20 protein-coding genes are annotated in these 20,077 nt (G+C 69.4%); 12 read left to right on the forward strand and 8 right to left on the reverse strand.

From position 1 onward, the window contains the following. Positions 1 to 32 precede the first annotated feature (32 nt). Positions 33 to 317 carry a GlsB/YeaQ/YmgE family stress response membrane protein gene (locus AWC17_RS29180; protein WP_046185248.1) on the reverse strand — a complete coding sequence of 95 codons (285 nt, stop codon included), beginning with the start codon at positions 315 to 317 and terminating at the stop codon, positions 33 to 35. 91 nt (positions 318 to 408) lie between these two features. Then, positions 409 to 1,080 carry a GntR family transcriptional regulator gene (locus AWC17_RS29185; protein WP_046185247.1) on the reverse strand — a complete coding sequence of 224 codons (672 nt, stop codon included), beginning with the start codon at positions 1,078 to 1,080 and terminating at the stop codon, positions 409 to 411. A 153-nt stretch (positions 1,081 to 1,233) separates the two neighbouring features. On the opposite strand from AWC17_RS29185, the gene AWC17_RS29190 reads away from it, so the two are divergent. Together AWC17_RS29190 and AWC17_RS29195 are read left to right on the forward strand one after the other, a co-directional pair. Continuing rightward, positions 1,234 to 2,262 (forward strand): cupin domain-containing protein, encoded by a 1,029-nt coding sequence (locus tag AWC17_RS29190; RefSeq protein WP_046185246.1) that lies wholly within the window; start codon positions 1,234 to 1,236, stop codon positions 2,260 to 2,262. Positions 2,263 to 2,310: 48 nt separating this feature from the next. Then, positions 2,311 to 3,318 (forward strand): VWA domain-containing protein, encoded by a 1,008-nt coding sequence (locus tag AWC17_RS29195; protein ID WP_046185252.1) that lies wholly within the window; start codon positions 2,311 to 2,313, stop codon positions 3,316 to 3,318. Positions 3,319 to 3,322: 4 nt separating this feature from the next. Here the strand turns inward: AWC17_RS29195 and AWC17_RS29200 are convergent, their stop codons facing one another. The 3 genes from AWC17_RS29200 to AWC17_RS29210 form a co-directional block, all read right to left on the reverse strand. After that, complete coding sequence (locus tag AWC17_RS29200; RefSeq protein WP_046185245.1) at positions 3,323 to 4,306, reverse strand: VWA domain-containing protein; 984 nt, start codon at positions 4,304 to 4,306, stop codon at positions 3,323 to 3,325. 42 nt (positions 4,307 to 4,348) lie between these two features. Continuing rightward, positions 4,349 to 5,635 carry a protein export chaperone SatS gene (gene satS / locus AWC17_RS29205; RefSeq protein ID WP_046185244.1) on the reverse strand — a complete coding sequence of 429 codons (1,287 nt, stop codon included), beginning with the start codon at positions 5,633 to 5,635 and terminating at the stop codon, positions 4,349 to 4,351. A gap of 163 nt (positions 5,636 to 5,798) precedes the next feature. After that, positions 5,799 to 6,674: an alkaline phosphatase family protein gene (locus tag AWC17_RS29210; protein ID WP_046185251.1), complete on the reverse strand. Its 876-nt coding sequence runs from the start codon at positions 6,672 to 6,674 to the stop codon at positions 5,799 to 5,801. Between the two features lie 120 nt (positions 6,675 to 6,794). On the opposite strand from AWC17_RS29210, the gene upp reads away from it, so the two are divergent. Then, entirely contained in the window at positions 6,795 to 7,418 is a 624-nt protein-coding gene (upp, locus tag AWC17_RS29215) for a uracil phosphoribosyltransferase (protein ID WP_046185243.1), read from the forward strand. A 1-nt stretch (position 7,419) separates the two neighbouring features. Here the strand turns inward: upp and AWC17_RS29220 are convergent, their stop codons facing one another. Beyond that, positions 7,420 to 9,003, reverse strand: a complete 1,584-nt coding sequence (locus AWC17_RS29220) for a phospho-sugar mutase (protein ID WP_085165624.1) — start codon at positions 9,001 to 9,003, stop codon at positions 7,420 to 7,422. A 4-nt stretch (positions 9,004 to 9,007) separates the two neighbouring features. Beyond that, positions 9,008 to 9,814: a purine-nucleoside phosphorylase gene (locus AWC17_RS29225; RefSeq protein WP_141224852.1), complete on the reverse strand. Its 807-nt coding sequence runs from the start codon at positions 9,812 to 9,814 to the stop codon at positions 9,008 to 9,010. A gap of 104 nt (positions 9,815 to 9,918) precedes the next feature. On the opposite strand from AWC17_RS29225, the gene AWC17_RS29230 reads away from it, so the two are divergent. From AWC17_RS29230 to AWC17_RS29240, 3 genes are read left to right on the forward strand one after another with little or no spacing between them, the layout of a single operon-like run. Further along, a complete protein-coding gene (locus tag AWC17_RS29230; protein ID WP_231614133.1) occupies positions 9,919 to 10,536 on the forward strand; it encodes a cutinase family protein in 618 nt (205 codons plus the stop codon). 34 nt (positions 10,537 to 10,570) lie between these two features. Continuing rightward, positions 10,571 to 11,761 carry a M20 family metallopeptidase gene (locus AWC17_RS29235; protein WP_046184919.1) on the forward strand — a complete coding sequence of 397 codons (1,191 nt, stop codon included), beginning with the start codon at positions 10,571 to 10,573 and terminating at the stop codon, positions 11,759 to 11,761. Next, on the forward strand, positions 11,758 to 12,936 hold the full coding sequence (locus tag AWC17_RS29240) for an amidohydrolase (protein ID WP_046184918.1): 1,179 nt from the start codon (positions 11,758 to 11,760) through the stop codon (positions 12,934 to 12,936). Before AWC17_RS29235 ends, AWC17_RS29240 begins: the two co-directional genes overlap by 4 nt. Before the next feature lie 25 nt (positions 12,937 to 12,961). Here AWC17_RS29240 and AWC17_RS29245 read toward each other — a convergent pair whose 3' ends face one another. After that, a complete protein-coding gene (locus AWC17_RS29245) occupies positions 12,962 to 13,441 on the reverse strand; it encodes a gamma-glutamylcyclotransferase family protein (protein WP_046184917.1) in 480 nt (159 codons plus the stop codon). A gap of 93 nt (positions 13,442 to 13,534) precedes the next feature. On the opposite strand from AWC17_RS29245, the gene AWC17_RS29250 reads away from it, so the two are divergent. From AWC17_RS29250 to AWC17_RS29275, 6 genes are all read left to right on the forward strand, one after another. Next, positions 13,535 to 14,950: an NAD(P)H-quinone dehydrogenase gene (locus tag AWC17_RS29250; RefSeq protein WP_046184923.1), complete on the forward strand. Its 1,416-nt coding sequence runs from the start codon at positions 13,535 to 13,537 to the stop codon at positions 14,948 to 14,950. A 66-nt stretch (positions 14,951 to 15,016) separates the two neighbouring features. Continuing rightward, positions 15,017 to 16,774, forward strand: coding sequence for a glycerol-3-phosphate dehydrogenase/oxidase (locus tag AWC17_RS29255; protein WP_046184916.1), 1,758 nt, complete (start codon positions 15,017 to 15,019; stop codon positions 16,772 to 16,774). Continuing rightward, complete coding sequence (locus tag AWC17_RS29260; RefSeq protein WP_046184915.1) at positions 16,771 to 17,646, forward strand: pseudouridine synthase; 876 nt, start codon at positions 16,771 to 16,773, stop codon at positions 17,644 to 17,646. Before AWC17_RS29255 ends, AWC17_RS29260 begins: the two co-directional genes overlap by 4 nt. 100 nt (positions 17,647 to 17,746) lie before the next feature. Next, entirely contained in the window at positions 17,747 to 18,037 is a 291-nt protein-coding gene (locus AWC17_RS29265) for a CDGP domain-containing protein (RefSeq protein ID WP_046184914.1), read from the forward strand. Between the two features lie 161 nt (positions 18,038 to 18,198). Continuing rightward, a complete protein-coding gene (locus AWC17_RS29270; RefSeq protein WP_046184922.1) occupies positions 18,199 to 18,555 on the forward strand; it encodes a hypothetical protein in 357 nt (118 codons plus the stop codon). Positions 18,556 to 18,797: 242 nt separating this feature from the next. Beyond that, positions 18,798 to 19,940 carry a PPE family protein gene (locus AWC17_RS29275; RefSeq protein WP_046184913.1) on the forward strand — a complete coding sequence of 381 codons (1,143 nt, stop codon included), beginning with the start codon at positions 18,798 to 18,800 and terminating at the stop codon, positions 19,938 to 19,940. Positions 19,941 to 20,077: the final 137 nt, after the last annotated feature.

Consider the following 20,077-nt stretch of genomic DNA (forward strand, 5'->3'; position numbering starts at 1 on the left):
CCGGGTGAGCGGCGCAGCTTTCGGCCAAGTGGCTAACGGGGCAGCCGGGTGCCGGTACGACGGCCGGTCAGCGATTCGTAGATGGCGATGAGCACGATGGCGGCGCCCACCCCGATGAAGAACGGAATCCACGCCACCCCACCGTTGGCATTGTGGTATCCGAGTGCGCTGGCCACCGCCGAGCCGATCAAGCCGCCCACGGCGCCGATCACGACGGTCATGATCATGCCGACGTTCTGCTTTCCCGGCATCACGAGACGGGCGACCAAACCGATGATCGCCCCCACGACGATGGCGAGGATTATGGATGTGATCACTTCGAGCTCCTGTCGTAGCGGCGCCCGGGGTGGGCACCATCTTTGACGGACTTCCCCGAATCGACCGACTTCTAACGCAATTCGCGTGGACTCAAATCAGGTCCGCCGCCAGACCGATGGCGCGCACCGTGCTCGCCAGATGGGTCTGCACCGCGCGCAGCGCTCGCTCGCGGTCACCGTCGCGCAGCGCCTCGGCGATGTCGCGGTGCTCGTGCAGGATCGTCGTCACCCGGTCGGGGTCGCGCAGCGCCGATTCGCCGATCATCCTCATCTGCCGATCCCGCAGTGACCCATAGAAACCCGACAAAATGGCGTTGCCCGACTCGGTCAGCGTGATGGCGTGGAAGGCGCGGTCGGCATCGAGGAACTCGGGCCAATCGGTGCGGTCGACGGCGGCACGCTGCCGTTGCAGCTCACCCGACAGTCGCTCGAAGACCGCGGCGCACGCGGCGGGCCCGCGGCCCACCACCTTGGTCGCGGCGAACTGCTCCAAAACCAGCCGCGCCTCCATCACCGACCGGACCTCGTCGGGCGAAACGGGAACGACCAGGGCGCCGCGCTGCGGGTACAGGCGCAGCAGGCCCTCGGCCTCCAGCCGCAGAAACGCCTCGCGCACCGGGGTGCGCGACATCCCCAGCGCCGTGGCGACGTCGCCCTCGCTGATCAGCTCCCCGCCCGGGAATCCGCCGGAGAGCACCTGCATCTTGACGTAATCCAGCGCGCGGTCCTTGGCCGTGCCCGGCCGCGGCTCACTCGTTGCCACTGCAGCCTTCCTGGTAGCTAAGTCGTATCCCAGCAGTGTGGTGACGGTACACCAACCCGGCCTTGACAGCCTGGCAACTGAGATACAAGATAAATACGAAACAAACATGAGATGCACTCAAGAGGCGCTCGAGCAGTTCGAAGGAGACGCGAAATGCCCGTCACGGAACAAGCCCTGACCCCGAATCTGGACCCGACGATTCCCGCGCCGATGGTCAACGTGGCCGAATACGGGTTCGAAGGTCGTTTTCAGGACTGGGCCGAGGACGCCGAGTACTTCGAGTACTCCAAGGCGGCCAACCCCATCGGTTCGGGACACGTCGCGCAGGTGCCGATTACCCGGTTCGATCCGGATGTCTACGCGGATCAGCCCACCGGTGTGATCCCGCTGGATCTGTCCAAGGAGCTGCGTATCGAGACCGGCGCGGCGACCAGCCCCGCGTTGCTGGCCAACTTCCTGCGCATCCGCCCGGGCGAGCAGATCGACACCAGCCCCAACGCCACGTCCCAGCTGTATTACGCGCTCTATGGGCGGGGCTTCGCGGCGGTCAACGGCCAGCTGGTCCAGTGGGAGAAGGGCGACTTCCTGACCCTGCCCGCGGGCATGCATTCAGTGTTCTACGCGGCCGCCGACACGGCGATGTACTGGGTGCACGACGAGCCGCTGATGCGCTACCTGGGCGCCGACGCCACCCGCCCGCGGTTCCGCGCGACCAAATTCCGCCGTTCGGACGCGGTGGCCAAGCTGGAGGAGATCGCGTCGCGCCCGGGCGCCAACGACAAGAGCCGGGTCAGCGTGCTCCTGGCCAACGCCAACCAAGCGCAGACGCTGACCATCACCCACGTGCTGTGGGCCATGTTCGGCGTGCTGCCCCCGAACCAGGTGCAGCGCCCGCACCGGCACCAGTCGGTCGCCCTGGACCTGATCCTCGACGCGCCGGCCCGCGGCTGCTACACCCTGCTGGGCACCCGCCTCGACGAGCGAGGCGACATCATCGACCCCATCCGGGTGGACTGGCGGGCGGGCGGCGCCTTCACCACCCCGCCGGGCATGTGGCACGCCCACTACAACGAGACCGACCAGCCCGCACACCTGATCCCGATCCAGGACGCCGGGCTGCAGACCCACCTCCGCAGCCTCGACATCAAGTTCACGCAGCGCCGCGACCTCGTCGCCGGCTGACCCGGCGGGCCGTGCACGGTCCACACTTGGCGAATAGTGTGGCTGGACATGAAGTTGCCCCTGCTGGGCCCCGTCTCGGTCACCGGCTTCCAGAACGCGTGGTTCTTCCTGGTCCTGCTGGTCGTTCTGCTGGTCCTGGGCATCTACGTCGTGCAGCAGTTCGCCCGCCGCCGCCGCGTGCTGCGGTTCGCCAACATGGAGGTGCTGGAGCGGGTCGCGCCCGCGCATCCCAGCCGGTGGCGGCACGTGCCGACGATCCTGCTGGCCGCGTCGCTGGTGTTGCTGACCACCGCGATGGCCGGGCCGACGTCTGACGTCCGGATCCCGCTCAACCGCGCAGTCGTCATGCTGGTCATCGACGTGTCGGAGTCCATGGCCTCCACCGACGTCCCCCCCGACCGGCTGACCGCCGCCAAGGTGGCCGGCAAGCAATTCGCCGACGAGCTGACGCCGGCCATCAACCTGGGCCTGGTGGAGTTCGCGGCCAACGCGTCGCTACTGGTGTCCCCGACGACCAACCGCGCGGCGGTGAAGGCGGCGATCGACAACCTGAAACCGGCCCCCAAGACCGCGACGGGTGAAGGCCTGTTCACCGCGCTGCAGGCCATAGCGACGGTCGGCTCGGTGATGGGCGGCGGCGACGGCCCGCCGCCGGCGCGCATCGTGCTGGAGTCCGACGGCGCCGAGAACGTGCCGCTGGACCCCAACGCCCCGCAGGGCGCGTTCACCGCCGCCAGGGCGGCCAAGGCCGAGGGCGTGCAGATCTCGACGATCTCCTTCGGCACGCCGTACGGCACCGTCGAGTACGAGGGCGCCACCATCCCGGTTCCCGTCGACGATCAGACGCTGCAGAAGATCTGCGAGATCACCGACGGCCAGTCGTTCCACGCCGACAGCCTGGAGTCGCTGAAGAACGTCTACGCGACCCTGCAGCGCCAGATCGGCTACGAAACCGTCAAGGGCGACGCCAGCCTGGCCTGGATGCTGCTGGGTGCCGTCGCCATGGCGGGCGCCATCCTGGCCGGCCTGTTCCTGAACCGCCGGCTGCCCGCCTGAGCGGTCAGATCGGCAGCCGCCGGTTGATCAACAGCGCCAGCGCCGTCGCGATCAAGGCGGTGAGGACGCCCAGGCGCAACCATCCGGCGCTGCCCGGCCCCGGCACGATGCGGTAGCCGATGTCCTTCTCGATGGCGTTGTAGCTCTTGTTGAGCTCGGCGATGTTGCTGGCGGTGTAGGACTGCCCGCCGGACAGCTTGGCGACCATCTTCATCTGGTCCGTCGAGACCGGGACGGCGACCCGCTGCCCGTCCATCACGATCTCACCCGTCTTGGTGCCGAACGAGATCGTCGAGATGGGCACCCCCTCGTCCCGGGCCAGTCGTGCCGCGGTGTAGACCCCGTCATGCGGATCGCTGGGGTTGGACGGCTTGTTCTCCCCGCCGTCGGAGAGCAGCACGATGCGGGCCGGCGGCGGGGTGTCGCCACCGCTGATGGCGGTGGCGCTCACCGCGTGCAGGGCGGTGAAGATGGCCTCGCCGGTGGCCGTGCTGTCGGCGAAGTCGAGCTTCTTGAGCGCGTCGATCGTCGCCTGGTGCTGCGGGGTCGGCGGCACCAGCAGGTACGGCGTGCCCGCGAAGCCGACCAGCCCGAGGTTGATGCCCGGCGTCAGCTGACTGGCGAACTGGCTGGCGGCCTCCTCGGCGGCCTTGAGCCGGTTGGGCGGGACGTCGGTGGCCCGCATGGACTGCGACATGTCGATGACGAGCACGATGACGGCCCGGTTGCGCGGGATGCGCATGTCGTGGGTGGGGGTGGCCAGCGCGATGGTCAACAGGATCAGGCTGAGCAGCGACACGGCGATCGGAAGGTGCCGCGTCCGCGACTGCGGCACGTTCGCCTCGGTGTACCGGCGCAGCCGGCGCAGGCGGCGAGCCTGGACCAGGATGTAGACCGCGAGCAGAGCCAGCGGGAGCAAGCCGAACAACAGCATGCCCGGGCGTTGGAAGCCGTACAGCGGTAACGGGCCGATCCCGGGAAGCGACACCCGCCAGTAAAGATGAGACGCGGGGGCCCGTCAAACGCAGGGCTATTCGCGCCTGAGCCGCCCGTCGACGAATTGCTCCAGGTTCTCCCATTCCCGTACCGCCGGGGCGTACGGGGCCGAGGGCTTGCCGACCGAGCCGGGCTCGAGCACGTAGGCCACCAGCTTGCCCAGGGGGCGGCCCGTCTCGAGCGCCTTGTCGACCGTGCCCTCCTCGGAATAGTCGCCGATGTCGCGGAGCAGCTCGACGGCCAGGTCCAGCTGGTCGCGGTCCACGGCGTCCGGCCCGTCGGCGATGTCGTCGGCCAGCCCGCTGAGCACGTAGATGTTGTCCTCGGTGACCTTGACCTCCAGCGAACCGTCGGTGGCGGCGGTGCGGATGTCGTCGTAGGTGCTCAAGTCGGCCAGGTCGTGGTCGTGCTCGTCGGCGAGGTAGCGGGCCAGCGCCCGCTCGGAGCTGAACACGCTGATGCGCCCGTTGCGGCCCAGGAAGATCGGGCGGTCGTCCAGGTAGCACCGCAGCGTGTAGAAGGTGCCCGAACTCGTCATGATCCGAATCGGGTCGATGCCGACTTGCAGCCAGAAATCCTCGTCGCTGCCCAGGATCACGGTGTCGCCGGTCGCGCGGGGTTCCTCGACTTCCTCGACGTCGGTCTCCACGGACTCGTCGGCCTCCGCATCGGCTTCTTCCTCGGTGACCTCGACGTCCGGCTCGTCCGCCTCTTCTTCCTCGGGCTCTTCGGCCAGCTCGTCGGCGGCCTTGGCCGACAGCTTGGCGTCGACCTCGGGGGTGCTGACGATGCCGTCGATCGCGCTGAGCACGTCGTCCCAGCTGCGCCCGATGATCTCGCCGATCGCGTTCCAGCGTTTGAGGCCGGCCTTGCCGGTGAAGTGGTCGATCCCGCCCGACACGGTGCCCAGGGTGGGGTTGCCGTTGAAGAACTTGGACACCGCCGCCAGCTCGCACACCGACCCGATGGACGAGACGAGCGCCAGCGCGCCCGCCAGCGCGGTCACCGACTCCTCGGTCGGCTTCTCCGACACCAGCTCCTCGACCGCGACCAGATCGAACTGCTTGTCCTCGGCCGGATCGAACTTGTGCGCGTGCGCCGAGGTCAGGTCCTTCCACGCCGGGTGGTCGACCAGGTCGTTGTCGGTATCCGAGCGCACGAACGCGACCAGGTCGGCGACGGAGGAGAAGACGTACAGGTCCTCGTCCTTGCCCAGGAACGCCTCCCACTCGTCGCCGGCGTCGCGCCAGCGGGGCGCCCACACGGTGTAGCGGTCACCATCGGACAGGCTCAGGCGGATGGGCACGAGGTCAGCAGCCATGCGGCACACAATAGCGACGGCCGGGGAAGGTGCCTGCCGTCGGGCGCGGCTAGCCCGGCGACGGCGAGCGCCGGGACGGCGCGAGCAAGGAGCCGGGCCGTCGTACCTACCCCGGCGACGGCGAGCGCCGGGACGGCGCGAGCAAGGAGCCGGGCCGTCGTACCTAGCCCCAGATATCGGTGATGGGCGGCGCGCTGGCCGCGTAGCCGGTTTTGGGCAGCCCGTACATCTGCTCGATCGTGGAGAGCACGTTGTAGTGATTGATCTGTTCGCTGTAATTGCCCGGCCGGACGTGCGCGCCGTAGAACACCGTGGGGATCTGGTTGCGGCTCCCGTTGTCGTCCTCGTCGAACGTCACGATCAGCAGGCTGTTGTTGGCCGCCGCCCAGTTGGCGTAGCCCGACAGCTGCCGGTTCAGCCAGGCGTCCGCCTGCGCGATGGAGCCGTCGTGCATGTTGTTGTCGTTGTTGGGGATGACGAACGACACGGTGGGCAGGCTGGCGTAGTTGCCCATCGGGAAGGCCGAGAACGGCAGCGAGTTCGCCGGTGGCACGTTGGTGAAGTTGGCCCAGGGCACGTGCTTGCGCGCGTACTTGCCGGCGCTGCACGCCGGCGAGCCGACCGCGGGCAGGCCTTCGGCGAAGCCGACGAACGTGTAGCCCGCGGCCAGCAATTCGGAACCGAGATTGGGGGCGGCGCCGCCGTTGACCGGGCACTGGTCCGTGGTGACCCCGAACGTGTTGCCGGCGAACAGCGCCAGGTAATTCGGCTCGCTGGGGTGTGTTTCGGCGAACGACTGGACCATATTGGCGCCACCCGCGGCCAGCGCGGTGATGAAGGGCGCCGACTTGTTGCCGATGATGTTGGCCTCGGAGCGGTTCTCCTCCACCACGATCACGATGTGCGCGGGCTGCGGAATGGCCGCTGCCGCAAGGCCTACCCGCGGAGTCAGCGGGCTGGCCGCCAGCCCCACCAAGGCCACCGCGCCCAGCGCCCCAAGGACTCGAAATGCTCTGCCCGTCAGCCCTGTTGAACCCATGAATCCGCTCAGCACTACGGGAGCATATGGGTGCACGCGGCATGCCGGCGGCGCCGACGCGGGCGGTTTCAGCGGGGCGTTAACGAAATGCGGCCGGATCGTTATATAGGGTCGAACACCGTGGAGGTGCGCGTTGTCGATCACCCGCTGGCGGTGGCCCGGCTGACGACTATGCGCGACGAACGCACCGACAACAAGGGTTTCCGGGCGGCGTTGCATGATCTGACCGCGATGCTGGTCTACGAGGCCACCCGCGACGCGCCCCGAGAGACCTTCCCGATCCGCACACCGCTGGCCGAGACCCAGGGTGTGCGGCTGGCCAAGCCACCCCTGCTGGTGCCGGTGTTGCGGGCCGGGTTGGGCATGGTCGATCAGGCGCTTGCGCTCTTGCCGCAGGCCCGGGTCGGATTCGTCGGCGTGGCCCGCAACGAGGAAACCCATCGGGCGAGTGGGTATTTCGAGTCGCTGCCCGACGACCTGACCGGCCTGCCGGTGCTGGTCTTGGATCCGATGCTGGCCACGGGCGGGTCGTTGAGCCACACCGTCGGCCTGCTGCTGGAGCGCGGCGCAACCGATATCACGGTGTTGTGCGCGGTGGCTGCGCCCGAAGGCGTTGCCGCACTTGAGAAAACGGCGCCCGCAGCGCGTCTTTTCACCGTGGCGGTCGATGACGGGCTCAACGAGAACGCCTATATCGTGCCGGGTCTCGGCGATGCGGGCGACCGCCAATTCGGGCCCCGCTAGCTCACCAGCTCTGCGCCTCGGCCACCAGCTCGTCGCGCAACGCGCCGGCGCGCCGCCGGGCATCGGGCAGGCCGCCGGTCACCGCGCAGCGAACCTCGATGTAGCACTTCAGCTTCGGCTCGGTCCCGGACGGCCGCACCACCAGCCTGACCGACGTGTCGTCAACACCCCCGGTGAAGATCAGCGCGTCGGTGATGTCGGTGCGGGTCGCGGTGAACCCGGCCAGCGTTTCCGGGGGCGTCACCCGCAGCCGCCGCATCAGTTCGGCTGCTTCGGCAGTGTCGGCAACACGGCGCGACACCGCCGCGACGTCGTGCACACCGTGCCGCCGGGCGAGCTCGTCGAGCGCATCGGACACCGAACGGCCCCGCTCTCGCAGCGCGGCCACCAGATCGCACACCAGCACCGCGGCGCTGATGCCGTCTTTGTCGCGCACGGCATCCGGGTCGACGCAGTGCCCGATCGCCTCCTCGTAGGCGTACACCAGGGTGCCGCCGGGCACGTTGGCGTCGGCGCGCGCCAGCCACTTGAAGCCGGTGAGGGTCTCGACGTGGGTGGCTCCGTGGTGACGCGCGATCGCCGCCAGCATCCGCGACGACACCACGGTGCTGGCCACCACCGCCGCGCGGGGATCGGCGATCCGACTCAAGATGTAATCGCCCAGCAGCCAACCGGTTTCGTCTCCGGACAGCATCCGCCATCCCGACCCGGTGGGGATGCCGACCGCGCATCGGTCGGCGTCGGGATCCAGCGCGATCGCGACGTCGGCCGTGACGTCCGCGGCCAGGGCGAGCAGCGCGTCCGCGGCGCCGGGCTCCTCGGGATTGGGGAAGGCGACGGTGGGGAAGTCGGGGTCCGGCGCGAACTGGGCCCCTACGGTGTGCACCTGCCCGAAGCCGGCGCGCTGCAATGCTTCCACGGCAACGACTCCGCCCACCCCGTGCAACGGTGTCAGGGCCACCCGTACCGAACCGGTGGCGCGCCGCACGCCGGCGGCACGCGCGATGTAGCGCTCGACCAGATCGGTGACAGCGGGCGCCACGGGCGCCCGGCCTATTTCGTCGGCCGGGGGAGCGGCGGCCATCGCGGCCTCGATCTCACGGTCGGTGGGGGAGATGATCTGGATGCCGCCGTCGGCGTAGACCTTGTAGCCGTTGTCGGTCGGCGGGTTGTGCGACGCGGTGATCTGTATCCCCGCGGCGGCGCCGGTGTGGCGCACGGCGAACGCGACGACCGGCGTGGGGACCGATCCCGGCAGTAGCTGTACCGAAAAACCCTGAGCGGCAAGTACTTCGGCGGTGACGGTGGCGAAAATGGCGGAGCCGTGCCGGGAGTCGCGCCCGACGATCACAGTCGAGCCGGCCAGGCCGCGCCCGCTGAGCACCTGTGCCACCGCCCAGGTGGCGCGCGACACCACCGCGACGTTCATGGCATCCGGCCCGCCGCGCACCGGGCCGCGCAGGCCCGCGGTGCCGAACGTGAGCGGGTGGGCGAAGCGCGCGGCGATTTCGTCGGGACCGCACGCGGCGAGCTCGGCGGCCGTCGCCGGGTCGGGATCGTGCGCGATCCACTCCTCGGGCGTCATCTGATCAGAACCGGGCGACGACGTCGGCCAGTAGCGCACCCATCCGGCTCGCCGACGCGGCACCGGCTGCGAGCACCTCGGCGTGGCTCAGCGGCTCGCCGCTGATCCCGGCGGCCAGGTTGGTCACCAGCGACACCCCCAGCACCTCGGCGCCGGCCGCCCGCGCCGCAATGGTCTCGTGCACGGTGGACATGCCCACCAGGTCAGCGCCCAGCATCCGCAGCATGCGCACCTCGGCCGGCGTCTCGTAGTGCGGCCCCGGCAGGCCGGCGTAGACGCCCTCGGTCAGGGCCGGGTCGCCCTGGCGGGCGAGGTCCCGCAGCCGCGGCGCGTAGGCGTCGGTCAGGTCCACGAATTGCGGGCCGAGCAACGGCGAACGCGCGGTCAGGTTGAGGTGGTCGCTGATCAGCACCGGCTGGCCGACCGTCATATCGGGCCGCAGCCCGCCGGCCGCATTGGTGAGCACGACGATGCGCGCCCCCGCCGCGCAGGCCGCCCGCACCGGGTGCACCACGTGGCACAGGTCGTGGCCCTCGTAGGCGTGTATTCGACCGACCAGCACCAGCACCCGGTGCTCGCCGATGCGTGTCGACATCAGCTCGCCGGTATGCCCGACGGCGGTCGGCGGGGCGAAGCCGGGCACGTCGGCCTGGGGCAGCACGGCGGTCGGGGAGCCGAGCGCGTCGGCCGCCGGGCGCCATCCCGATCCGAGCACGATGGCGACGTCATGCTCGGGTACGCCGGTGCGCTCGCCGATGGCCTGTGCCGCCCGCCGCGCCAGTTCGCCGGGGTCGGGCAGGGGTTCGGCCACAGCCATCGACCTTAGCCCTGCGACGAGGCGCGCCGGAATATGTGAAGATTTGCCGCATGATTCTTCGTAGCTGGCCGGTTGTCGGCCTGGCCGTCGCCGTTGCGGTGTCGGTGCTTTGGATCGCCAGCGGTCCGGTGGCGCCGGCGCGGGCCGACGGATGTCCCGACGTTCAACTCATCTTTGCCCGCGGCACTGCCGAGCCGCCCGGCCTGGGGGTCGCCGGGGATGCGCTGCTTGCCGCCCTGCGGCCCGACCTCGGCTCGCGCAGCGTCGACGCGTACGCGGTGAACTATCCGGCCAGCTACAACTTCCTGCAAACCGCCGACGCCGCCAACGACGCGCGCGACCACATTGCCCAGATGGCCGACCAGTGCCCGGCTACGAAGCTGGTCCTCGGCGGCTTCTCGCAGGGCGCCGCCGCGGTTTCGATGCTGGCCGGGGTGCCGCCGCTGGGCGAGCGCATCGGCAACTTCGGATCGGCTCCGGCGCTCGACCCGGGCCTGGCCAACAAGGTTGCGGCGGTTGCGGTTTTCGGCAATCCCGGCAACCGCTTCAACACGCCCCTTTCGACGACGGGTCAGTTCGCCGGCCGCGCCATCGACATCTGCGGTGCCGGTGACCCGGTGTGCGTCGTCGGCGGTCGGGACCGGGATGCCCACCACGATTACGGTGTGCCGCCCTACCCCGGACAGGCGGCGGGATTCATCGCCGGACTGGTGTAGCCCAGCCCCAAGGCTGCGGTGGGATACTGCGAGAATGCCCACCACCGCATTGGACAACGTCGAGGATGTCGTGCGGCGACGTGGCTCCGAACTCGTTGAGCTGTCCCACGCCATCCACGCCGAGCCCGAGCTGGCGTTCGGCGAGCATCGCAGCTGCGCCAAGGCCCAGGCGCTGGTCGCCGAACGCGGTTTCGAGATCACCGCGTCCGCCGGGGGCCTGGACACCGCCTTTCGCGCCGACTTCGGCAGCGGGCCGCTGACCGTAGGGGTATGCGCCGAGTACGACGCGCTGCCCGAGATCGGGCACGCCTGTGGCCACAACATCATCGCCGCGTCGGCGGTGGGCACCGCGCTGGCGCTGGCCGAGGTCGCCGACGAGCTGGGCCTGCGGGTGGCACTGATCGGTACCCCGGCCGAGGAGGCGGGCGGCGGCAAGGCGCTACTGCTCAAGGCCGGGGTGTTCGACGACATCGCGGCGGCCGTGATGCTGCATCCCGGCCCCGCCGACATCGCCGCGGCCCGCTCGCTGGCACTGTCGGAAGCGACGGTGCACTACCGTGGCAAGGAATCCCATGCTGCCGTCGCGCCGCATCAGGGGATCAATGCCGCCGACGCCGTGACCGTCGCGCAAGTGGCCGTCGGGCTGTTGCGGCAGCAACTGGCCCCGGGCCAACTGATGCACGGGATCGTCACCGACGGCGGGCAGGCGGTCAACGTCATCCCCGGGCACGCGACGCTGCAGTATGCGATGCGGGCATACGAGTCGGATTCGCTGAAACAGCTGGAGGGCAGGATGTACGCGTGCTTCGCCGCTGGTGCGCTGGCCACCGGCTGCGAATACGAAATCGACAATCCGGCACCCGCTTACGACGAACTCACGCCCGACGAATGGTTGGCCGACGCCTTCCGCGAGGAGATGCGCCGGCTCGGGCGCGACCCGGTGGCTCGCGAGTTCGAAGCGACGTTGCCCATGGGCAGCACCGACATGGGCAACGTGACCCAGGTGCTGCCGGGGATCCATCCGATCGTCGGGGTCGACGCCGGCGGCGCCACGGTGCACCAGCGCGCGTTCACCGCCGCCGCCGCCAGTCCCAGCGGGGACCGCGCCGTCACCGAGGGCGCAATCATGCTGGCCCGCACGGTGGTTCAGCTGGCCCAGACGCCCGCCGAACGCGACCGCGTGCTGGCGGCCCAAGAGCTCAGACACCGCGGGGCGCACGCATGAGCCTCGCCGACGCCGCCACCTCCTGGCTGGCCGCACACCACGAAGACCTGGTCGAGTGGCGCCGGCACATCCACCGCTACCCGGAGCTGGGTCGGCAGGAGTACGCCACCACCCAGTTCGTCGCGGAGCGGTTGGCCGACGCGGGGCTCAACCCCAAGGTGCTGCCCGGCGGCACCGGACTGGTCTGCGATCTCGGCCCCGAACACGTGCCGCGGATCGCGCTGCGGGCCGACATGGACGCGCTGCCCATGGCCGAGCGGACTGGCGCGCCCTACACCTCGACCATGCCCAACGTCGCGCACGCCTGCGGGCATGACGCCCACACGGCGATCCTGCTCGGCACCGCGCTGACGCTGGCGTCGGTGCCGGAGCTGCCGGTCGGGGTGCGGCTGATCTTCCAGGCCGCCGAGGAGCTGATGCCCGGCGGCGCGATCGACGCCATCGCCGCGGGCGCGATCACCGGGGTGTCGCGGATCTTCGCCCTGCACTGCGACCCCCGGCTCGAGGTCGGCCAGATCGCGGTCCGGCACGGCCCCATCACGTCGGCGGCCGACCAGATCGAGATCACGCTGCATTCCCCGGGCGGGCACACGTCCCGTCCACACCTGACCGCCGACTTGGTCTACGGGCTCGGCACGCTGATCACCGGGCTGCCCGGTGTGCTGTCCCGCCGCATCGACCCGCGCAATGGCACCGTGCTGGTGTGGGGCGCGGTGAACGCGGGGGTGGCCGCCAACGCCATTCCGCAGAGCGGGGTGCTGGGCGGCACGGTCCGCACCGCGAGCCGCCAGACCTGGGTGGGCCTCGAGGAGATCATCCGCGAGACGGTGTCGGCGCTGCTGGCCCCGCTGGACATCGACCACACGCTGCAGTACCGGCGCGGTGTGCCGCCGGTGGTCAACGAGGACGTTTCGACGCGCATCCTCACCCACGCGATCGAGGCCATCGGCCCCGACGCGCTGGCCGATACCCGCCAGTCCGGCGGGGGCGAGGACTTCTCCTGGTACCTCGAGGAGATTCCCGGCGCGATGGCGCGCTTGGGCGTCTGGCCGGGCCAGGGGCCGCAGCTGGATCTACACCAGCCGACGTTCGACCTCGACGAGCGGGCGTTGGCGATCGGGCTGCGCGTGATGGTCAACATCGTCGAGCAGTCGGCCGCGTTCTCGTTGCCGTAGCGCCCGTACCGCTCGCGGGGAAGCCCTAGGAGCCGGTTCCCGGACCGACGTTGTGGGCCGGTCGAGTCCGTAGGTTGTGCACGTAATCGCTTGGTGCTCCGGCGATTTCGGCCGCATCGGCCATCACGCCCAGATACCGCGCCGACGGCAGGCCGCCCTCCCAGGCGTCGAGCACGTACAGCCACGCCAGCACGGGGTCGGTGCTGGTGTCCGACGAGATGCGCTCCACCCGGCACCGGATCTTCTTGTGGACCCCGAACTCCGAGCCCTCCCACCGGTCGAGGTTGTTCTCGTCGGCCGGGGTCATGTCGTACAGGACGACGAACACCTTGGAATTCGGATCTTCGACGACGGTGGCCAGCGCGCCTTCCCAGCCGATGTCCTCGCCCCCGAACGTCAAGCGCCAGCCGTGCAGCCAGCCCGTTCCGGCCATCGGCGAATGGGGTGCGCGCTTGAGCATCTGCTCAGGATCCATGTTCGACCCGTAGGCGGCGTAGAGCGGCACGGGGAAATCTTAGACGTCACACGCACGAGCGGTCTGCTTCCGAGGCTTTCGCCGTGCTGCATGGTGCCGCCCACCCCGGCTAGGTTGGGGGCTGTGGCGACCCGCATCGTGATCCTCGGTGGAGGCCCGGCCGGTTACGAAGCCGCGCTGGTGGCCGCCACCTCGCACCCCGACACCACACACGTCACCGTCATCGACTCCGACGGCATCGGCGGCGCGGCGGTGCTGGACGACTGCGTGCCGTCCAAGACGTTCATCGCCTCGACCTGGCTGCGGACCGAGTTGCGCCGGGCGCCGCGGCTGGGGTTCGACATCGACATCGACGACGCCAAGATCTCGCTGCCGCGGATCCATGCCCGAGTGAAGCAACTCGCCACAGAGCAGTCGGCCGATATCACCGAACAGCTGCTCAGCATGGGCGTGCACGTGGTCGCCGGTCACGGTGAGCTGATCGACCCCACGCCCGGGCTGGCCTGTCACCGCATCAAAGCGACCGCCGCAGACGGCACCACCGGCGAGTACGAGGCCGACGTCGTGCTGATTGCGACCGGCGCCAGCCCGCGGGTCCTGCCGTCGGCCCAGCCCGACGGCGAGCGCATCCTGACCTGGCGGCAGCTGTACAACCTGGAGGCGCTGCCCGAACACCTCATCGTGGTCGGGTCGGGCGTCACCGGCGCCGAGTTCGTGCACGCCTACACCGAGCTGGGCGTGCCGGTGACCGTGGTCGCCAGCCGGGACCGGGTGCTGCCCTACGAGGACGCCGACGCCGCGTTGGTGCTGGAAGAGGCGTTCTCCGAGCGCGGCGTCGAGTTGGTCAAGAACGCCCGCGCCCAGTCCGTCACCCGCACCGACGACGGCGTGCTGGTCACCCTGGCCGACGGGCGCACCGTCGAGGGCAGCCATGCCCTGATGACCATCGGGTCGGTCCCCAACACCGGCGGGCTCGGCCTGGATCGGGTCGGCATCGAGCTGGGCCGCGGCGGCTATCTGACCGTGGACCGGGTGTCGCGGACCTCGGTGGCCGGCATCTACGCCGCCGGTGACTGCACCGGCCTGTTGCCGCTGGCCTCGGTGGCCGCCATGCAGGGGCGGATCGCGATGTATCACGCGCTGGGCGAGGGCGTCAGCCCGATCCGGTTGCGGACGGTGGCGGCGACCGTGTTCACCAGGCCCGAGATCGCGGCCGTTGGCGTACCGCAAACGATGATCGACGACGGTTCGGTGTCGGCCCGCACGATCATGCTCCCGCTGCGAACCAACGCACGGGCCAAGATGTCCGGGCTGCGACAGGGTTTCGTGAAGATGTTCTGCCGCAAATCCACCGGCGTGGTCATCGGCGGCGTGGTGGTGGCCCCGATCGCCTCCGAACTGATCCTGCCGATCGCCGTGGCCGTCCAAAACCGCATCACCGTCACCGAGCTGGCCCAGACGCTCGCCGTTTACCCGTCGTTGTCCGGCTCGATCACCGAGGCCGCTCGTCGGCTGATGGCACACGACGATCTGGACTAGCCTTGGTTCGACATCGTCCTACTGGCGAGTAACCGACAGGAGTTTCCCGGTGAGGAGTCCTCTGCCGTGAGCAACCCCATCCAGGCGCCCGAAAGCGCACAGACCTGGGCGGCTTCCACGTTGGGACCTCAGCAGCGCGCGTTGGCGTGGGAGCGGCTCGGCGCCGAGCAGTTCGACGTCGTCGTCATCGGCGGCGGCGTGGTGGGCTCCGGCTGCGCGCTGGACGCCGCCACCCGCGGGCTCAAGGTGGCGCTGGTCGAGGCGCGCGATTTCGCGTCGGGCACGTCGAGCCGCTCGTCGAAGATGTTCCACGGCGGGTTGCGCTATCTCGAGCAGCTGGAATTCGGGCTGGTGCGCGAGGCGCTCTACGAGCGGGAGCTGTCGCTGACCACCCTGGCGCCGCATCTGGTCAAGCCGATGCCGTTCTTGTTTCCACTTACCAATCGAGTGTGGGAGCGTCCCTACATCGCCGCGGGCATCTTCCTTTACGACCGGATGGGCGGTGCCAAATCCGTTCCCGCGCAAAAGCATCTGACCCGGGCGGGTGCATTGCGGTTGAGCCCGGGCCTTAAGCGCAGCGCGTTGATCGGCGGCATCCGCTACTACGACACCGTCGTCGACGACGCCCGGCACACCATGACCGTCGCCCGCACCGCCGCCCACTACGGCGCGGTGGTGCGGACGTCCACCCAGGTGGTGGCGATGCTGCGCGAGGGCGACCGGGTGACCGGCGTGCGGGTCCGCGACTCCGAGAACGGCGCCGTCACCGAAGTTCGCGGCCACGTCGTCGTCAATGCCACCGGGGTGTGGACCGACGAGATTCAGGCGCTGTCGAAGCAGCGCGGGCGATTTCAGGTGCGCGCGTCCAAGGGCGTGCACGTGGTGGTGCCGCGCGACCGCATCGTCAGCGACGTCGCCATCATCCTGCGCACCGAGAAATCGGTGATGTTCGTCATCCCGTGGGGCACCCACTGGATCATCGGCACCACCGACACCGACTGGAACCTGGACCTGGCCCACCCCGCGGCCACCAAGGCCGACATCGACTACATCCTGCAGACGGTCAACACCGTGCTCGCCATCCCGCTCACGCACGCCGACATCGACGGCGTGTACGCCGGGCTGCGGCCGCTGCTGGCCGGGGAGAGCGAGGAGACCTCCAAGCTGTCGCGGGAGCACGCCGTGGCGGTGCCCGCGCCGGGCCTGGTGGCCATCGCCGGCGGCAAGTACACCACCTATCGGGTGATGGCCGCCGACGCGATCGACGCCGCGGCCCAGTTCGTCCCGGCCCGGGTGGCGCCGTCGATCACCGAAAAGGTCAGCCTGCTGGGCGCCGACGGTTACTTCGCGCTGGTCAATCAGGCCGAACACGTTGCGGCGCTGCAGGGTTTGCATCCGTACCGGGTGCGTCATCTGCTGGACCGCTACGGTTCGCTGATCGGCGACGTGCTCGGCCTGGCGGCCGGAAACGCCGACCTGCTCAGCCCGATCAAGGAGGCGCCGGGCTACCTGAAGGTGGAGGCCCTGTACGCCGTCACCGCCGAGGGCGCGCTGCATCTGGAGGACATCCTGGCCCGCCGGATGCGCATCTCCATCGAGTACTCGCACCGCGGCGTCGACTGCGCCCGCGAGGTTGCCGACGTGGTCGCCCCGGTGCTGGGTTGGACCGCGGCGGACGTCGAGCGTGAGGTGGCTAACTACTGTGCGCGCGTGGAGGCCGAGATCCTGTCGCAGGCCCAGCCCGACGACGTGTCGGCCGACGAGTTGCGGGCGAGCGCCCCGGAGGCGCGCGCCGAGATCCTCGAGCCGGTACCGCTCAATTGAGGCCGGCCCCACTCCCGGTGCGAGACGGGCTCGGCCCGGCGCGGGTGCGGCTGCGTGGCGGACCGGTCCTGGCTGAGCTCACCGCCCGGTTCGGCGCGTCGGCGCGGTTGAAGGTGCTGGCCGGGGAGGTGGTCGACGCCGGCGGAGCGGTGGTCGACGAGGCGACCGTGCTGGCCGCCGGTGCCAGCGTCTACCTCTACCGCGAACTGCCCGAAGAGGTGCCCGTCCCTTTTGACATCCCGGTGCTTCATCGCGACGCGGACATCGTGGTCGTCGACAAGCCGCACTTTCTGGCCACCATGCCCCGCGGGCGGCACGTGGCGCAGACCGCGCTGGTGCGGCTGCGCCGGGAACTGGGTCTGCCGGAGCTGAGCCCGGCCCATCGGCTTGACCGGCTGACTGCCGGGGTGCTGCTGTTCACTACGCGCCGCGAGGTGCGCGGCGCATACCAGACGCTGTTCGCCCGTGGGTTGGTCCGCAAGACGTACCTGGCGCGCGCCGCCGTGGATCCGGCCCTGGTGTTGCCCCGCGTGGTGCGCAGCCGGATCGTCAAGCGGCGGGGCGTTTTACAGGCCGTCTGCGAACCGGGTGCGCCCAACGCGGAGACGCTGGTGGAACTTCTCTCCCCGGACGGCCTGTACCGGCTGACCCCGCGCACCGGCCGCACCCACCAGCTGCGCGTGCACATGGCCGCACTGGGGGTGCCGATCGACGGTGATCCGTTGTACCCCAACATTATTGATGTGCCGCCCGATGACTTCGGCACGCCGCTGCGGCTGCTGGCGCAGCGCATCGAGTTCGACGATCCGGTGACGGGCGCGCGCCGCGAATTCGTTTCGGATCACGACCTCAAAGGCTGCGAAAACCAGTGACATAAGCGGTAGCGTCATTGGTTGCTGGCCGGGCTGTCGACGGCATTTGCCATCCCAGGCACTCGGCAACGCCCCAGCGGCGATGTGACGGGAGGCGACCATGAAGCGCGGCATCGTCGGAGGATTGGCTGCCCTGCTGATGGCCGCAGGGCTGATCGACTCGGCGCCGCCGGCCGGCGCCGGCTGCCAGTACGGAGGACCCGTTCTCAGCAAGTGCGATGGACCCGTTCAGCCTGACGGCACCTGGCAACGTTGCGTGGCAATTACCCGCTTGGTTCCCAATGGCGCCAGTTCCTACCTGGTGCCCGACAAGCACTGCGATGTGATGGGTCCCGACCACCGCCCTGCGGACCTCGCCTTCGCCGACCCTCCGACGCACATCGACGGCTGAGCCGGAACCCCTCCGTGGAACGGGTTGGTGAAGGCGTTTCTGGGATCGGTAGCGAACCGTTCGTTGTCTGCTGATTCGCGTAGTCCACTTCCCATGTGAGGGGGCCGGTGCGAGCGGATACTGAGCCCCAGCATCACAGCGTCGAGGAAAGGCGCGAGGCAATGTCGCACGATCACAAGGTCAGGAAGGTCATCACCGGGGCGCTGCTGTCAGGCGGCGTGGCGGTGGCCGTTATGGGGCTGGCCGCGGGCACCGCCCAGGCGGAGCGCAGTTTTGCGCCGCAATTCAACCGCCCAGTGCCCCTAGACAACTTCACGGTCCCGCACGACTGGTGCCCGGGCCAACCGTTGCCCATGCCAGATGTCCGCTGGGACATGGGCGTCTGCCACCACTGGTACTGGGTCCCCGTCGGGGGCATGGGCAACGTCGGCCAGTTCGTGTGGGAGGGAGACGCTCCACGGCGCCCGCTAGGCCCGCCCCCCTGCTACGGAGCCCCCATCTGCTTGCCCGGCCTGTAGTGGCATTTTCCAGGTCTGGAGCATCTCTGGGCCGGCGCCGCCTGCTATCTTCGAGGCGCCGAAACCGGTAAATACTTTGGTCACCCTAACGTCACGGGTATATCGTTCGTCACAACCGGGACTCGACGGGGAAGGAACTTGGCGGCACCCTGGGGGGGCAATGCGTAATGTTTCCGGTCTCTTTGCATCCTGGTAAACGAAATTTTCCGGCCGCGTACCCGGCGTAGACAATGTGAGATGTGATGGACTTATTCGCGCCGCCCGAGGTGACCTCGACGCTTATCCACTCCGGCCCTGGAGCGGCTTCGCTGATCGAGGCTGCCGGTGCGTGGCAGAGTCTGGGCGTCGAGTTGGAGAACTCGGTCGCCGTGTATGCGTCCGTGTTGTCGTCGTTGATCGAGTCGTGGGACGGCCCGTCCTCGATGGCGATGCTGCAGGCCGTGCAGCCCTACCTCATCTGGCTGCGCGAGACCGCGCAGCAGGCCCAGCAAATGGCCACCTCGGCAGAGTCCGCCGCGGTGGCGTTCACCGCCGTCCGCGCGGCGGTGGTCCCTCCCGCAGTGGTGGCCGCCAACCGGACGCTGCTCGCGCAACTGCTGGCCACCAACCGGTTCGGGCAGAACACGGCGGCGATCGCCGCGGCCCAGGACGAATACCAGACCATGTGGGCGAACAATTCGGCGGCGATGACCCGGTACCAGGCGGCGTCGTCACAAGCGACCACGTCGCTGTCGCAATTCAATTCGCCGCTGTCCATCACCAACCCGACTGGGACGGCCAACCAAGCCAACTCGCTGATCAGTAACGCCGCGCTCAGTCCGACCGCCTCGAGCGTGAGTTCGACGCTCAACGCGCTCAATACGGCCGGCTTCGACCCCAACGCCGGTTGGTTCAACTTTGCGAACACCTGGGGGAACCAGTTCATGTCGTCCGGGTTCCCCATCAACCTGCTCAGCTACCTGGCGCAGAACAGCTCGGCCCAGGCGCTGCAAGGCGTGGGCAGCGACATCGGCCTGGGGCTCTCGGAGGGCGAGAGGGCGTTGGCGTCGTCGGTGACCAGACTGGCCAGCGCCCTACAAGCCGCGCCGGGGGGCGCACCCGCGGCGGCGATGGGTGTCGGGGTTTCGCTGGGCAAACTGACCGCGCCGCCCGCGGTGGTGGGGCTGCTGCCCGCGACGCAAACGCCGGTGCAACTCGCATCCGCGGCGTCGCCCCTGCCGGCCGACGCCGCGCTGACCGGGATGCCGGTGATGCCGATGATGGCGCCGGCGGCCAACTCGGCGGGCAGCGGTTGGCGCAAACGGAAGCAGCAGAAGTTCGAGGACCTTGACTACGGGGCGGAACTCCCGAAGAAGGTGATACAACGACCGCCAAGCGGGGGATGAGAGCCGATGACGGTCCCTCACCACTCCGGAAGCCGAATCTCGCCGCCGGATAGGTCAATCGCGGCGCAAATGCCTTGTCGCGCAAGCGCGGCGGTTCACGCGTCCCCCGTTCCTGCTATCTCGTTGGGCGAAACGTG

The sequence above is a fragment of the Mycobacterium nebraskense genome (assembly GCF_002102255.1).
Lineage (GTDB): Bacteria > Actinomycetota > Actinomycetes > Mycobacteriales > Mycobacteriaceae > Mycobacterium > Mycobacterium nebraskense.

Coding starts and splice junctions, on each gene's coding strand:
- satS (WP_046185244.1), bottom strand. CDS start 5,635: ATGGCTGCTGACCTCGTGCCCATCCGCCTGAGCCTGTCCGATGGTGAC.
- AWC17_RS29270 (WP_046184922.1), top strand. CDS start 18,199: ATGTCGCACGATCACAAGGTCAGGAAGGTCATCACCGGGGCGCTGCTG.
- AWC17_RS29240 (WP_046184918.1), top strand. CDS start 11,758: ATGAGCCTCGCCGACGCCGCCACCTCCTGGCTGGCCGCACACCACGAA.
- AWC17_RS29220 (WP_085165624.1), bottom strand. CDS start 9,003: ATGACGCCCGAGGAGTGGATCGCGCACGATCCCGACCCGGCGACGGCC.
- AWC17_RS29265 (WP_046184914.1), top strand. CDS start 17,747: ATGAAGCGCGGCATCGTCGGAGGATTGGCTGCCCTGCTGATGGCCGCA.
- AWC17_RS29190 (WP_046185246.1), top strand. CDS start 1,234: ATGCCCGTCACGGAACAAGCCCTGACCCCGAATCTGGACCCGACGATT.
- AWC17_RS29210 (WP_046185251.1), bottom strand. CDS start 6,674: ATGGGTTCAACAGGGCTGACGGGCAGAGCATTTCGAGTCCTTGGGGCG.
- AWC17_RS29235 (WP_046184919.1), top strand. CDS start 10,571: ATGCCCACCACCGCATTGGACAACGTCGAGGATGTCGTGCGGCGACGT.
- AWC17_RS29195 (WP_046185252.1), top strand. CDS start 2,311: ATGAAGTTGCCCCTGCTGGGCCCCGTCTCGGTCACCGGCTTCCAGAAC.
- AWC17_RS29275 (WP_046184913.1), top strand. CDS start 18,798: ATGGACTTATTCGCGCCGCCCGAGGTGACCTCGACGCTTATCCACTCC.